This is a genomic window from Mesorhizobium sp. M1A.F.Ca.IN.022.07.1.1 (assembly GCF_003997575.1).
Lineage (GTDB): Bacteria > Pseudomonadota > Alphaproteobacteria > Rhizobiales > Rhizobiaceae > Mesorhizobium.
Genome location: NZ_RZST01000023.1, coordinates 16,151 through 30,780, shown reverse-complemented (window position 1 = coordinate 30,780; position 14,630 = coordinate 16,151). Strand labels below are relative to the sequence as shown.

The 14,630-nt window shown below is 62.6% G+C and carries 11 protein-coding genes, 1 pseudogene and 1 riboswitch; of the genes and pseudogenes, 1 reads left to right on the top strand and 11 read right to left on the bottom strand.

Translation table 11 applies throughout. The annotated features are described in order from the left end of the window. From EOA75_RS05335 to EOA75_RS05310, 6 genes are all read right to left on the bottom strand, one after another. Window positions 1-836: phosphomethylpyrimidine synthase ThiC (locus EOA75_RS05335; RefSeq protein ID WP_206516966.1), on the bottom strand; the 836-nt coding region annotated here is incomplete at its 3' end. 112 nt (window positions 837-948) lie between these two features. After that, window positions 949-1,060: riboswitch (TPP riboswitch) on the bottom strand. A 281-nt stretch (window positions 1,061-1,341) separates the two neighbouring features. After that, window positions 1,342-3,477, bottom strand: a complete 2,136-nt coding sequence (locus tag EOA75_RS05330; protein WP_127323787.1) for a beta-galactosidase — start codon at window positions 3,475-3,477, stop codon at window positions 1,342-1,344. Between the two features lie 28 nt (window positions 3,478-3,505). Then, window positions 3,506-4,651 (bottom strand): ABC transporter ATP-binding protein, encoded by a 1,146-nt coding sequence (locus EOA75_RS05325; RefSeq protein WP_127240115.1) that lies wholly within the window; start codon window positions 4,649-4,651, stop codon window positions 3,506-3,508. A gap of 49 nt (window positions 4,652-4,700) precedes the next feature. Continuing rightward, complete coding sequence (locus EOA75_RS05320) at window positions 4,701-5,552, bottom strand: carbohydrate ABC transporter permease (RefSeq protein WP_095827647.1); 852 nt, start codon at window positions 5,550-5,552, stop codon at window positions 4,701-4,703. Next, entirely contained in the window at window positions 5,552-6,436 is an 885-nt protein-coding gene (locus tag EOA75_RS05315; RefSeq protein WP_067320472.1) for a sugar ABC transporter permease, read from the bottom strand. Before EOA75_RS05315 ends, EOA75_RS05320 begins: the two co-directional genes overlap by 1 nt. Window positions 6,437-6,501: 65 nt before the next feature. Continuing rightward, the gene (locus EOA75_RS05310) at window positions 6,502-7,770 is read right to left on the bottom strand and encodes an ABC transporter substrate-binding protein (RefSeq protein ID WP_127323786.1); all 1,269 of its coding nucleotides are present in this window, start codon (window positions 7,768-7,770) and stop codon (window positions 6,502-6,504) included. A gap of 114 nt (window positions 7,771-7,884) precedes the next feature. On the opposite strand from EOA75_RS05310, the gene EOA75_RS05305 reads away from it, so the two are divergent. Beyond that, entirely contained in the window at window positions 7,885-9,084 is a 1,200-nt protein-coding gene (locus EOA75_RS05305) for an ROK family protein (RefSeq protein ID WP_127215743.1), read from the top strand. A gap of 218 nt (window positions 9,085-9,302) precedes the next feature. On the opposite strand, the gene EOA75_RS05300 is transcribed toward EOA75_RS05305, so the two are convergent. The 5 genes and pseudogenes from EOA75_RS05300 to EOA75_RS05275 all read right to left on the bottom strand — a co-directional run bounded on the left by EOA75_RS05300 (window position 9,303) and on the right by EOA75_RS05275 (window position 14,557). Next, the gene (locus EOA75_RS05300) at window positions 9,303-9,764 is read right to left on the bottom strand and encodes a phasin (RefSeq protein ID WP_127215742.1); all 462 of its coding nucleotides are present in this window, start codon (window positions 9,762-9,764) and stop codon (window positions 9,303-9,305) included. 368 nt (window positions 9,765-10,132) lie between these two features. Then, a pseudogene (gene otnK, locus EOA75_RS05290) lies at window positions 10,133-11,405 on the bottom strand (3-oxo-tetronate kinase). Then, window positions 11,402-12,211, bottom strand: a complete 810-nt coding sequence (gene otnI, locus EOA75_RS05285; protein ID WP_127217091.1) for a 2-oxo-tetronate isomerase — start codon at window positions 12,209-12,211, stop codon at window positions 11,402-11,404. Before otnI ends, otnK begins: the two are co-directional and overlap by 4 nt. Window positions 12,212-12,239: 28 nt before the next feature. Beyond that, window positions 12,240-13,211, bottom strand: a complete 972-nt coding sequence (gene ltnD, locus EOA75_RS05280) for an L-threonate dehydrogenase (RefSeq protein WP_127217092.1) — start codon at window positions 13,209-13,211, stop codon at window positions 12,240-12,242. A 32-nt stretch (window positions 13,212-13,243) separates the two neighbouring features. Then, window positions 13,244-14,557: an MFS transporter gene (locus EOA75_RS05275; protein WP_067320488.1), complete on the bottom strand. Its 1,314-nt coding sequence runs from the start codon at window positions 14,555-14,557 to the stop codon at window positions 13,244-13,246. Window positions 14,558-14,630 lie beyond the last annotated feature (73 nt).

Sequence of the window (14,630 nt, the reverse complement as noted above, 5' to 3'; positions counted from 1 at the left end):
ATCCACAACATCCGCGAATGGATCGTGCGCAATTCGCCGGTGCCGATCGGCACCGGCGAATTGCGCACGATCCATTCGCGGATGTTGTGGATGTTGCGCCCGGTCGAGAGGTCCATTACCGTATCGGCGCCCCAGCGGATCGCCCACACCATCTTCTCGACCTCTTCGGCCATCGACGAGGTGACGGCGGAGTTGCCGATATTGGCGTTGATCTTGACCAGAAAATTGCGGCCGATGATCATCGGCTCGCTTTCCGGGTGGTTGATGTTGGACGGGATGATGGCGCGGCCGCGCGCCACCTCGTCGCGCACGAATTCCGGGGTGACGAAGTCGGGGATCGCGGCGCCGAAGCTTTCGCCATCACGTTGAACTTTCGAACGCAACTGCTCACGGCCGAGGTTCTCGCGGATGGCGACGAACTCCATCTCAGGCGTGATGATGCCGGCGCGCGCATAGGCGAGCTGTGTGACGGCGCGGCCGCCGGCCGCGCGCAACGGTCTGTTGCGAACCGGGAATTCCGGCGTCAGGCGATCGGCTGAGACGAAGCCGTTGTCTTCCGGCTTGATCGTGCGGCCATCGTAGCGCTCCACGTCTCTGCGCGCCTCGATCCATGCCTCGCGCAGCCGTGGCAAGCCACGCTCGATGTCGGTTTTCACCGTGGCGTCCGTGTAGGGGCCGGACGAGTCGTAGACAGTGACCGGCGGCTCGCCGGCGCTCGGGTGGACCGAGATCTCGCGCATCGGCACCCGCAGCTCCGGGTGGAGCTGACCGGGTTTGTGGACCTTCTTCGAAGCTGGGAGTTCGCCGACGGTGACGGTCGGGGTGTGGGCATTCATGAGTGAGCCTCCTTGCTCGAGTGCAACGGAGACCCAGTCCACGCGATGAGGAGGAAGTGACGCTTCGCTTAGAATGCGGGCACTGCCCGAATGCCGAAGCCGGATTGCCGACCCGCGAAGCCTCGCACCGTCCCTACGCCAGTATGAACTGGATCAGGTTCAACGGGTCACTGCGCGCGATAGCAGTATCTCAGCCCCTTGCCGGGACTCCCCTGGTGAGGCGCCTAGGTTGGACGATGCGACGCTATCCTGTCAACTCGACTTCATGACTTCTCCAGCCTCGAACAAGCGACGAGAAGCGGCGCAGCCACGCAGCTTTGATCGAGCATCTCTTACATCGACGCCCATTGAGCCACGACCTTGCGCGCGTCGAGCTGGCAGTCGGGGCCCACTTGTCATCCGCCAAGGAAACGCTTTTGCGATCCCTTGTGGCGGCGGATTGAAGAACGCATTTTTCGCCTCGAAGAGCATCTGTTCGGCGTCTATGGACGCTGGTTCGATTTGTTCAGGACCGAATTATTGCGCAGCCGTAAGGGTCGAGTTGCAGCGTTCCTTCAACGGCCTTGCCCGTCAGCAGGTCGAGGCCCTTTGGGACGTTGGGTACGATCACGGCGACTTCCGTGGTGTTCAGCACGAACATCAGCCGGCGGTCGTCGGCTTCCCTGACAGAGACCTCCACCCCGGCAGGCAGGTCGGGCAGCAAAGGCGCTATACCGGCTTTGGCCAGCACGACATCGACAAGCTTCTCCGTCAGTTGCGGCGTGAGATACGTGCCGACATAGACAACCCGACCTTGCCCGACCTTGCGGGCGGTGATTGCCGGAGAGCCGGCGGCGAAGCGGTTCGACCAGACGCCGAGCACCTCGGCGTCAGGCGCTACGTCAAGCACCTCGTACAAATGCGCAGCCTGGAATTCTTCATTGCCAAGGGTGAACAGGTATTTGCGTTCCGCGGACGAGGCCGGGAGCGGCGGCGGTGCATAGGTGCCCATCGGAGCCGGACGAAACAGCGGAAACAGGCCGCTGCCGCCTTCGGGAACGACGCGGCCGAACTCCGCCACCCTGACGCCGCTCAGGGCTGCAAGGGCCTTGCCGGGAGCCTGCTCGCGAATGATGTGGTTGTTCTCGTCCCTCGTCCCGCTCAATGCCGACAGGATCAGCGTACCGCCGTTGCGGACGAAGGTTTCGACAGCCTCGTTCCATTCATCCTTCCACATCACCCAATGCGGGACGTAGAGCGCCTTGAGCCGCGAAAGATCGTCTTCGGGATGAATGAACCCGCATGCAATGCCGTTCTGATAGCAGTGGCGATGAAACAGCGTCGCGTCTTCGAGCGGACTGGGGAGGCCGATCGGATAGGTCTTGTGAGCCTCCTGGTTGTCGAAGTCCGCGCCGGCGATGCCGAGGTCCATGCGCACTGCGGTGCCAAGAATCTGCTCCTTCGCGGCGGCGATCTCATGGAAGAAGCGGCTCGCCTCGTCATAGCGGCGGCGCGGCACGTCGTCGTGATCGATGACGCCCATCCAGTAGATCTCGGCGCCGAAATGCGCGGGACGCCAACGAAAGAACATGACACCGTCGGCGCCGCGCGCCACCGAGGTCATGGCCATGCGACGCATCTCGCCGGGCTCCGGCGTCATCGTCGAGAAGCCGGGCTGGCTGCCGAAGCCTGAGGCCTGCTCCGGAACGATGAAGTTGCCGGAATAGGCGCGGCATATGTCGAGATGGAGGGCCTGGGTCGCGGCATGCCCGCCGGTTCGGCGCATCTCGTCATAGAGCATCGGATAGATGTCGAAGCCGATGAAATCGAGGTCCTGTCCGAACTGACCGCGGAAGTCGATGTCGGCAAGCTGGCCAAGATTGTGGAAGATGAACCAGTCCGGATTGGCGGCGCGCAGGATCTCGACCTGGTCGTGTTGGAAGGCCGCGGTCGCGGCGGCCAGAAAGCGATGGTAGTCCTGCACGTGGCCGGGGCTGGGGTAGGACGGCATGAGCGGTCTCGGCAGGTCGATCTGCGAGAAATCGTCGTAGGCCGTCGCCCAGAAGTGGCCGCCCCAGGCGAAGTTCAGCGCCTCGATGGTGCCGTAGGCCTTCTGCAGGTATTTCTGGAACTCCAGCCTTGTCGAAGGCGCGAACGATTCCGACACCGTGGTGTTGAGCTCGTTGTCCGTCTGCCAGCCGATCACACGCGGGTTGTGCCGATAATGCTCGGCCATGGCGCGGGTGATGCGGCGGCTGTGGGCGCGGAATACCGGGCTTGTGGTGTCGGCATGCTGGCGCGATCCGTGGCTTGAGGCCCGCCCGTTCATGTCAACGCGCAGCACTTCGGGATAGTTGACGGTGAGCCAGCGGGGAGGGGTGGCTGTCGGCGTGCACATGATCGTGTCGATCCCCGCGCGGCCGAGAAGTTCGATCGCGCGATCGAACAGGCCGAACTCGAACTTGCCTTCGCGGGGCTCGAAAATGTGCCAGGCGAACTCTCCCATACGCACTGTGTTGACGCCGGCGGCGGCCATGCGCTCGGCGTCACGCTGCCAGCAGCCTTCGTCGACATGTTCGGGGTAATGAGGTGCTCCAAGCAGAAAGCGGTCAAGATTGAGGGGCCGCCATACGGATAGCGGAGCGGGCTCTTTGCGGTTCATGCGTATGGGACTTTCGAAATTTCGAGGTTCAGATTGAGGCGACGGGTTTTCTTGGCGTGAGCGTGCGGCCATCCGGGCCGAAGAGGTAGGCGTCGCCGGTTTCGAACCCTGCTCGCAACGCGGCGCCGACCGCGACGGTAGAAACCTTGTTGAGCTGAAGCGTGAAATTGCCGGTTCCGCTGTCGGAATTGGTCGTCTGAAGCGGAGAGGCGTCGACGTAGAGGACGGTTTCGCGCCCCAGCTGCTCGACCAGACGCACCTGGCTGGAGAAGGCCGGCATTGCGCCGTCGCTTGGCTCGGCGACACGCAGGGCCTCCGGCCGGATGCCGATGGTCACGGCATCACCAGCCGAAAGGCCGCCGGCGTCGATGCCATCCAAGGTAATGGCAGGGAGGCCGGCGGCGGCTACCGAGACGCTGGATGCGCCGACGCTCACTGCTTTCGCTTCGATGAAATTCATGCGCGGCGCGCCGAGGAAGCCCGCGACGAAAATGTTGGCAGGGTTGGCGTAGAGTTCCAGCGGCGAGCCGACCTGCTCGATCCGGCCTTTGTTGAGGACTACGATCCGGTTGGCCATGGTCATCGCCTCGACCTGGTCGTGGGTGACGTAGATCATCGTCGATCCAAGCTGCGCGTGCAGGCTCGAAAGTTCCACTCGCATCTGAGTGCGCAGCGCGGCATCGAGGTTCGACAGCGGCTCATCGAACAGGAACACCTCGGGCGAGCGGGTAATCGCGCGGCCGATCGCGACGCGCTGGCGCTGTCCGCCCGACAATTGCTTCGGTCGCTTGTCGAGCTGCTCCTCCAGACGCAGGATCCGTGCTGCGCGTTTGACGGCGGCGTCGATCTCGGTCCTGGGCCGGTGGGCCATCCGCAGGCCGAAGCCCATGTTCTCGGCCACGGTCATGTGTGGGTAGAGTGCATAGGACTGGAAGACCATTGCGATGCCGCGGTCGCCGGGTTCTTCCCTGGTGACGTCTCGCCCGTTGATCACGATGTGGCCGGAGTTGATGGTTTCCAACCCGGCGATCGTCTTCAGCAATGTCGACTTTCCGCAGCCGGAGGGGCCGACCATGACGACGAACTCGCCCTTTTCGATCGTCAGGTCGACCGTCTTCAGGGCATGGTAGCCGGCATAGTGCTTGTCGACTTTTCGCAATTCCACGCTGCTCATATCGAGGCGCCTTTCCGTGCGTGTCGGGTGCGGCAGGGTTCGCGGCGGATCATCCCTTGACGGCTCCCATGGTGAGGCCGGCGACAAAGTGCTTCTGCATCATGAAGAACATCACGACCGGGGGCAGGGCGACGAAGATCGTGGCCGCCGAGACGATGTTCCAGGCCGATGTCCATTCGCCGCGCAGATTGTTCAGGCCTGCGGTAACGGGTTTGACCGCATCACTCTGGGTAAGGACGATCGCCCAGAAATAGTCGTTCCAGACGAAGGTGAAGGTGAGGATCGCGAGTGCCGCCAGTGCAGGCCGGACCAGCGGAACAACCACGTGGCGCAATGTCTGGAACGGCGAGGCGCCTTCGGCGCGCGCCGCCTGGAACAGTTCGCCCGGGAGAGCGGCGATGAAGTTGCGCATGAAAAGCGTGGCGAAGCCGGTCTGGAAGGCAATGTGGAAAACGATCAGCGCATAGACGGTGTCGTAGAGACCCAGCCTCACCATCAGGTCGCGGACCGGGATCATCATGATCTGCGCCGGCAGGAAATTGCCGCCGACGAAGAGGGCGAAGATGAGGTTGGAGCCACGGAACGGGTAGCGCGACAAGACGAAGCCGGTCAGTGTCGACAGGATGAGAACGCCGATGACGGACGGAATGGTGATCAGCAGGCTGTTCAGGAAAAAGCGCAGCATGGCGGTCTGGTCGAAAACCGCCTTGTAGTTGTCGATCAGGCTGAATTTCTGCGGCCAGCCCCAATAGTTGCCGGCCATCAGCTCCTCGTTGGAACGGATCGAGGTCAGCATCACGGCGAGCAGAGGCAGCAGCCACAGGATCACGACCAGGGTTACACCACCTAGATAGAGGGCTCGCTGGATCCTGGCGTTTTCGGGAATGGGGCGCGGGTACATCAGGCGTTGCTCCGCTCGGCCTTGATGAGGCCACTGAGATACCAGGCGATGAAGACGATCATGATCACGAACAGCACGGTGGCGATCGCGGCGCCGTAGCCAAAGCGGTAGGAAAAGATCGACTCCTGATACATCTGGTAGGCGAGCACGGTGGACGAGCCATAGGGGCCGCCACTGGTCATGACCGCGATCATGTCGAAGGAGCGCAGCGCACCGATCACCGTCACCGCGATGGCGATGAAGCCGACCTGCGACAGTTGCGGCAGGACGACATGGCGCAACATGCGCCAGCCGCGCGCACCGTCGACGCGTCCGGCGGCGATCAGATCGTCGTTGAGGCTGTTCAGTCCCGCCAGGAACAGGATCATGCAGAACGCGATCTGTGGCCATAGACCGGCGGCGGCTACCGCGAAGGTGACGAAGGTCTCGTCTGAAAGCAACGCCGGGGCGGTACCGCCAAAGGCGCCGAAGAGAAGCTGCAGCAGCCCGAAGTTTGGATCATAGACCCATCCGAACACGACACCGACGGTGACGGTCGCCAGCACAAGCGGCACGAAGAACAGCGACTTGAGGATGCGCATGCCTCGGATCTGCTGATTCACGATCAGCGCAAGCGCCAGGCCGATCGGCGGCGCCAGCATGAAGATCAGCAGCCAGATTACGTTGTTCTTGAGCGAGACGTAGAACTGCGGATCGTCGGCCAGTTCGACATAGTTGGCGAGCCCGACCCAGGTCTTGGCGCCAATCCCATCCCAGTCGTGCAGCGAAATCCAGACCGTCTCGATGGAGGCGGCAAGGATCACCGAGCCGAACAGGATGAGGCCCGGCAGCAGGAAAAGTACCGGCGTCAACCAATGACGATTTCTGCGCCAGACAGGAGGCATGGCGTTCCATCCGAAAAAAGAGAGACGGGAGCCGCCGAAAGGCGGCGCCCGTCAGCCAGGGAGGATCAACCGAAGATTCTCTTGCGGGTTTTTTCGAGGCGCTTGAGGATCTGCTCACGTCGCTCAGGCTTGACCATGAATTCCTGCAGCCCCGCCATCCCTTCCTGGGCCATGTCCGGATCGGTGTCGCGATCGTAATATTGCGATGTTCCAACCACTTTCTTCAGTTCCTCGACCGCAGCATTGACCAGCGGGTCCTTGCTTGGCGGGCAGTCGTTGCGAGGCGGGATGGCGCCTTCGGCGGCGAGGAATGCGCCCAGATTTTCCGGCTTGTAGAAATAGGCGAGGAAGTCGCGCGCACCCTGCTTGTTCTTCGCATTCGCCGGAACGTGGATGGAGTTGACCGAAAAATCCTCGTAGCGGGCGACCCCGGGAACGATCTCGGGAAATGGCGCGTAGGCAAGCTGAGGCAAATCCGCTTCCGGAAAGGCGGATCGAACGAAGCCGCCCAGGTCCATCATTGCCGCCTTCTTTTGCGCTAGGGAAGCACCCGCCTGCTCCCATCCGAACGAACTGTGGCTCGGCGAGAAGAAGCCCGCCTTGATCAGATCGTTCCATTTGTCGAAGACTGGCGTCAACATCGGATCGATGTAGGGAACTTTGCCGTCCATCAGCGCTATGTGCTTGTCGAGCCCGTTGATGCGCAGGTTCATATGGTCGAACCAGCCGCCCGCCGGCCAAAGCTCCTTCGTGCCCATGCTGATCGGGATCATCTTCGCGGACTTGGCCGCCTCGCCGAAGGCTAGGAAGTCGTTCCAGGTCTTGGGCGGCGACCAATTTTTTTCGGCGAAGACGTCCTTGCGATAGAAGAGGCCCCAGAGAAGACCTCCCATCGGCAGGCCATACTGCTTGCCGTCGACGGTGACCGCGCTTGTGGTGGCACCGAGTACGCTCTTGTAGTTCTCCTTGGCGAACAGATCGGAGATGTCGTCAAAAAGGCCCTTGTTGACGAAGGCCTTCATGCGGTTGCCGGAAAACCAGAAGCAGATATCCGGAGCGCCGACGACAAGATAGCTGCGGATTGCCGTCTTATGGGCCTCGTGGTCCATGTTGTTGATGACGATCTTGGTGCCTGATTTTGCCTCATACTCGCTCGCCAGCCGCTGCAGGATCTGGCGTTGCTCGACATTGCTGAGGTTGGAAATGATGGTGATTTCCTGAGCCTGCGCCAAGGCCGGGAGGCAAAGACCAGTCGCCGAAGCGGCGAGTGCCGCGCCAGTGCCCTTGAGGAAACGGCGCCTTGTTGTGGTTAACGCGGAAAAGTCGGTGGTCATGGCTTCTATCTCCTCCCTGAGAACAGCCGGATTCCAATTGAACCATGCGAATTCGTAGCTTATGGATGTCAGCATGGTCAATACTTAATTTACAAAATTAATTATGAGGCAGGAATGAAGCTCAAAGGCGATCAGCAAACGGCCCGCGCGATCAACCGGCGGCTGATCCTGAACCTACTGCGAAGGCAAGGTGCTATAAGCCGCGCCGAAATCGCCTCTGTTACGGGCCTCAGCCCCGCGGCGGTGACGTTCGTCGTGTCTGAATTGCTCGAGGAAAATATCCTGGTGGAAGGGGAGGCGAGTCTTGGCGCGCCGGGACGTCGACCTATCCCGATCAATATAAACTACGCCGGCAGGCTTGTGGCCGGGCTCAAGCTGAAGCTAGGCGGCATCGATTGTGTGCTGACCGATCTTGCCACGACTCCACTTGTTACGAAGCAGGTCGTTGTCCCCGATCTGTCGCCACAAAGTACGGTGGAGGCCTGCGCCTCGGCAGTCGAGGAGCTGGTTTCCGACCGCAGGGCACCGACAGGCGCCCAGCTCAGCGGGATCGGCATCGCTGTACCAGGCGTCATCGATAACGGTGTCTGCCGGTTGAGCCACCGGTTCAATTGGGCCGATGTGCCGATCGCTGCGATGCTTGCCGAACGCGTGCGCGTACCCGTCTGGGCGGACGACGACACCAACGCATTTGCGCTCGCGCAACAATTGTTCGGACTTGGCCGGCATCATCGCACCGTCGGGGCCCTGGCCATCGGGGCGGGCATCAGCTGCGCGGTGGTCATCGATGGCTCTGTCCATCACGGCGCGAATGGCGCCGCGGGCAAGATGGGTCACTCGACATACGATCCGAACGGGCCGCCATGCGAGTGTGGCAGGCGCGGTTGCCTGCAGACCTTCTTCTCGGAACCGGCCCTGGTGCGGCGATGGAAGGAGGCCAGGCGACTCCCTGGTGAAGTGACGCGCCACGACATGCTGAACGCGGCCAAGACTGGAGACCGGGCAGCCATAGACCTGTTGCAGGAGGCAGGCGAGGGGATTGGACGATACCTGGGCGGCTTCTGCAATATCATCGATCCGGAAGTGATTGTCGGCGGGGGCGAAGCCGTCACCTTTGGCAACTATCTGTTCGGGCCAATGCGCGATGCATTGAAGCGTTATGCCATGTGGAACCCGCCACCGATTACACCCGATTGGGCAGACGATTCCTGGGCGCGTGGCGCCGCGGCGCTTGCGACCCAAAGGCTCTTCGACTTCGAAAGCAGCCCCGGAGAAATCGCCGGCACCGGGCTGCAACAATCAATGGTCAAGTAGCTGCAGGACCAAAGCGGCGTCCTCGTCCCGATTTCGGGCCTTCGTCACTGCGGGCCTATTCCGTAGCCAACTGTTTGGAAAAGCGATGCTTGGCCGATAGTTGCGATTTGTGCAAAGGACGCCGGCCGAATGGAAGAAGACCGGCGCGAGTGTGCCGGTCTTGATGTCGTAACGAGCAGAGGAGGTCGGCGACCTCCGGTCTCGGATTGCCTGAGCAGTCAAGCGGCCTTGAGGTTCTTCAAAGCCTTTTCGAAGGCATCCTTGATCGGCTTGGATACGTCGTCGGTGGCTCTCAACATCACCGCCTGCAGGGTCTTGGCCTGCTCGACGGAAGTGTCGATCTGTTTGTTCACGAAAGCGGCCTGCAGCTCGAAGAACTCGGATGGCGACTTCACGGCAACCAGTGCTTCGAGGTGAGCGAAGCCGGCTTCGGCATTGGCTCGCAGAGCTGCGATCGTCTTCAGCGACACCTCGTTGCGGGTGGTATTGGCCACCTCAAGGGTCGACTCAAGAGCCTTTTGAGTCGTCTCGGCGTTCGATTCCAATTTGGAAAATGCTTCCTTCGCCTGCTCAATGCCCTGTTCGGCGACAGCGCGAACCTGCTCGGTAACCTTGTACGGCTCGTAAGTAGCGGATTCCGCGTTTTCGATCGTTTCGGTCTTGCCGGGGATCTTGGACATTTTCCATCCTTTTCCAGAGAGTGGCATTACACAAAGCCCCCCTGTTTCATCTACGAAATCGACACAACGGATTTATGAAGGGGAGAATTGTCGCTCGAGGGCACCACTGCGGCGGCCGGCGCGCTGCCGGCAGCGATCGGTGCCAACGTGGAAGGGCAAAAGCCTGAACTGCCCGTGCGGGCCGGAGGCAGCCTGGGGTGCCAAACGCGGCCATCAGGCCGAGCGCGATCTTGGCTGTCGTCATTCGGCAGGTCCGCCGGCCGAAATTGAGCATCACCTTCTTAGGAGCGGCCCTCTTCGGAATCCATCGCTGCCATTCGACCTTGGCGCGACCTTCTCAGTTGTCCTTGTACAGCCAAGACTCCGTCTCATGCCAAAACGGCCAAGGCGTCGGCGAAGAAACGGTCGCCGCCGAAATTGCCTGACTTTAGGGCAAGCAGCAGCTCGCCGTGCGGGCTGCCGAGTGCACGCAGCGCTGGGACACCCGCGGCGATTTCGGGGCCCAACTCGAAGGCGGGAATGGCAAGCTGGTCCACGACGGCGCCGGACGTCTCGCCTCCCGCCACGACCAACCTGCGCACGCCGAGTTCGACCAGACCTTCGGCGATGGTCGCCAACGACTGCTCGATCGCTTGACCGGCAGCGTCACGTCCATGCCGCGCCTGCAGCGCCGAAACCACCTCGGGCGATCCGCTGCTGGCGATGAGGACGGGGCCATCGGCCAAGCGGGCGGCGGCCCAGGCGAGCGCACGGTGCGTCTCCGCCACTCCGCTCATCAGCCTTTCCGGATCGAGCCTCAGCACGGGCATCGTCTCTTCGGCGCGGGCAATCTGCGTCAGTGTCGCCCGCGAACAGCTGCCGGCGAGGCACGCCGCAGGCCCCTCGACCGGCCGGTCCCGCAGCACCGTCCGTTGATGGCGCCGCGCGGTGCCGGCGGCGACCAGGCCGCGGGCGAGACCCAGTCCCAGGCCGGACGCTCCGACCGACAGGCGTTGTGCCAAGGCTGCCGCGCCGATCGCTTCAAGATCGCTCTCGAAGACGGCGTCGGCGATTGCCGCTCCGGCTCCATCTTGGGAAAGCGCCGCGTTGCGCGCGCGGACGCGATCCGCGCGCGACCGTCGCGAGGTCGACCGACCCGACCGCTGCCATGCTCTGCCGGGCGAGTACGCGCACCAGATTGGCATCGCGCATGGGATTGAGCGGGTGATCCTTGAGCGGACTCTCGTTGAGCGGCACCGCGCCGACGAAAAGATTCCCCTGGTAGACGGTTCGGCCGGTTTCCGGAAAGGCCGGCGTCACCAAAACCGATTTCTCATCCACGTCGTGACGCAAGGCGTCCAGCACCGGGCCGATATTGCCAGCATCGGTGGAATCGAAGGTCGAGCAGATCTTGTACATCACATGCGCTGCCCCGCGGGCGCGCAGCCATTGGTCGGCCGCGCGGGCGCGCTCCACCGCCTGCGCGGCGGCAACCGAACGGATCTTGAGCGAGACGACAACCGCGTCGACCTCGGGGAGATCGAGACCAGCGGCCGGAATGCCGATGGTTTGAACCGTGCGAAGACCTTCCTTGGCGAGCGTGTTGGCCAGGTCGGACGCGCCTGTGTAGTCGTCCGCAATTGCGCCGAGGGCGAGGCTCATAGCGAAACTCCGATGCCGGCCTGGGGGAGGGGCCCGCTGGCAAAGGGGGCGAACCAGCCGAGCCCCTCAAGTGTCTTGCCGCCGGGCCGATATTCGCAACCGACGAAACCATCATAGCCCAGCCCGTCCAGTTCCGCGAAGATGAACCGGTCGTTGAGCTCTTCCGAAGTCGGCTCATGGCGGGAGGGCACGCTTGCGATCTGGACATGGCCAATGATCGGCAGCAGCCGGCGCAACGCCATGACGACATCGCCGTGCAGGATCTGGCGGTGGTAGACATCGAACTGCAGCTTGAGATTGGGCAGGGCCAGTTCGCCGATGAGCTGCTCGGCAAAGTCGAAGTCATTGAGGAAATAGCCCGGCATGTCGCGGCCATTGATTGGTTCGATCACCAGGTCGATGCCGCGATCGGCAAGCTTGCCGGCGGTCCAGATGATCGCTTTGCGATAGGTATCCACGGCCGCCCTGTCCTCGCGAGCGGCGAGCCCCGACATCAAATGCAGACGCTTCACGCCCGTGGCCTCTGCGTAGGGAAGGGCAAATGCCACGGCGGCCTGGAGCTCGGCAAATCGATCGGGCAAGGCGGCCAATCCTCGCTCGCCGGCGGCCCAATCGCCAGGCGGCAAATTGAACAGAGCCTGGGTCAAACCGTATCTGCGAAGGCGCTCGCCGATCGCCTCGGGCGTGTGCTCGTAAGGAAACAGGAATTCGACCGCACGGAAGCCGGCATCGGCGGCCGCCTGGAACCGATCCAGGAACGGCCACTCGCTGAACATCATTGTCAGGTTGGCGGCAAAGCGGGGCATGGGCGATCCAGTCTTCCTCAGGCCGATGTCAGGCCGATGTCAGGCCGGTTTGGCCAGGTTCGCGGGTGGCGGGCAGTTCGGTGCCGGTGATCTTTGCGTAGAGCCGGGCGACGGATGCGTCGTCGTCCCGGCCCATTCCAGCCGCCGAGGTCGCCAGGAACATCTGTAGCGCGGCCGCGGCCACCGGCACCGGGAATTTGGCGTTGCGGGCCATATCCTGAATGATGCCGAGGTCCTTGACGAAGATGTCGACCGCGCTGCGCGGTGTGTAGTCGCCGTCCAGCACGTGCGGCACCCGGTTCTCGAACATCCACGAATTGCCTGCGGAGGCAGTTATCACCTCGTAGACCTTGCGGATGTCCAGCCCTTGCCGGGCGGCAAATGCGATGGCTTCGCTGGCCGCCGCTATGTGCACGCCAGCAAGCAACTGGTTGATCATCTTGAAGGCTGCACCAACGCCCGGCTCGTCACCGAGGTCATAGACGTTGGTGGCTATTGCATCCAGTGCCGGCCGCGCTCTGGCGAAGGCGGCAGGGCTGCCGGAGGCCAGAATGGTGAGCGCACCCTCGGCGGCGCGCACCGACCCGCCGCTGATCGGCGCGTCGAGATAGAGCCGTCCCGTCGCTTCGAGCGGCGTGGCAAGGCGGCGCACCGCATCGGGATCGATCGTGGCCGAGGAGACGAAAACCGCGCCCTCGGCCATGGTTTCGGCGACGCCGTTCGTACCGAACAGGATGGCCTCCGTTTGCGCGGCGTTGACGACCACCGACACGACGACGTCGGCACCTTCAGCGGCCTCGGCGGGGCTTGCCGCGCCTCGGCCGCCCGCGTCGACGAGCCGGGCGACGGCCGCGGCGTCCACGTCGAAGCCAGCCACTTCAAACCCGGCCCGCCTGAGCGACATGGCCATGCCAAGTCCCATGGAACCGATGCCGATCAGGGCGGCCCGGTTCGTCCTTGCTCCGGCGGGGTTTTCCTTGCTTCGATCATAAACGGTCATCACGGAGATCCTTATTCGAAACGCAATCCGGTTTAGCGATTGACCAGCTTGGGTGGCGTCGTCAGCACCAGGACCGCGCCGAGCACCAGGATTGCGGCGAGCGCATACATGCCGACCTGCGTTGCGCCGGTCAAATCCTTCAGGTAGCCGACGAGATACGGGCTAACAAAGCCGGCCAGATTGCCGACCGAATTGATGAGCGCAATGCCTGCCGCGGCACCTGTCCCGGCGAGAAATGACGTCGGCAGCGACCAGAACAGCGGCGCACAGGTGATCGCTCCGGCCGCTGCAACGGACAGGAAGGCGATGGCGATCGTCAGATTCGAGCTGGCGGCCGCGACGACGAAACCGACGGCCCCGAGCAGTGCCGGAACGACCAGGTGCCAACGGCGCTCGCGATGCCTGTCAGCGCTGCGGCCGAACAGATTCATGACCACGACGGCACAGATGAAGGGGATCGCGCTGATCAGTCCGATATTGAAGTTTCCGGTGATGCCGGTCGCCTTGACCAGGGTCGGCATCCAGAAGGTCAGCCCGTACTGGCCCATCACGAAGGTGAAGTAGATCAGGCACATCAGCCAAACTCGGCGATCGCGGAAGATACCGGCTACCGAATGCCCACTCTCCTTGTGACGCTCCTCGCGTGCGATCTCCTCTTCCAGGGCCTGCTTTTCCGTTTCGCTCAGCCACTTGGCCTGACGAATGCCGTTGTCGAGGAAGAACAAGACAGCGATGCCGAGAAGGACGGCTGGAACCGCCTCGATAAGAAACATCCATTGCCATCCGGCGAGGCCGTGGGCGCCATCGAACGAATCCATGATCCAGCCGGAAAGAGGATTGCCCAATATGCCTGAGACCGGGATCGCGGACATGAACACCGCGATGATCTTGGCCCGGCGATGCGAGGGATACCAGTAGGTGAGGAAAAGGATGATCCCCGGGTAGAACCCGGCTTCGGCGACGCCCAGCAGAAAGCGCAACAGGTAGAATGTCGGCGCGGACGTGACGAACATGAAGCCAGCTGAGATCAAACCCCAGGTGATCATGATGCGCGCGATCCACATGCGCGCGCCGACCTTGTGAAGAATGACGTTGCTTGGCACCTCGAACAGGAAATAGCCGATGAAGAAGATGCCGGCGCCGAGGCCGTAGACGGTCTCGCTGAATCCGAGGTCGGCCGACATTTGCAGCTTGGCGAAGCCGATGTTGACGCGGTCGAGATAGGCAACGACGTAGCACAGCATCAGGAACGGCACGATGCGCCAGAAGACCTTGCTGTAGGCGGTCCTCCTCGTTTCGATTTCAGCTACGGCTTGCGCCGGTAGCGCAGGTGTAAGCACGGTCATTGGTTCCTCCCTTGACTGTGAATGGGGTGTCAGCGCGCCCCGCCGGTGGCGGTTTTGGCAGCGCTTGCGTAAC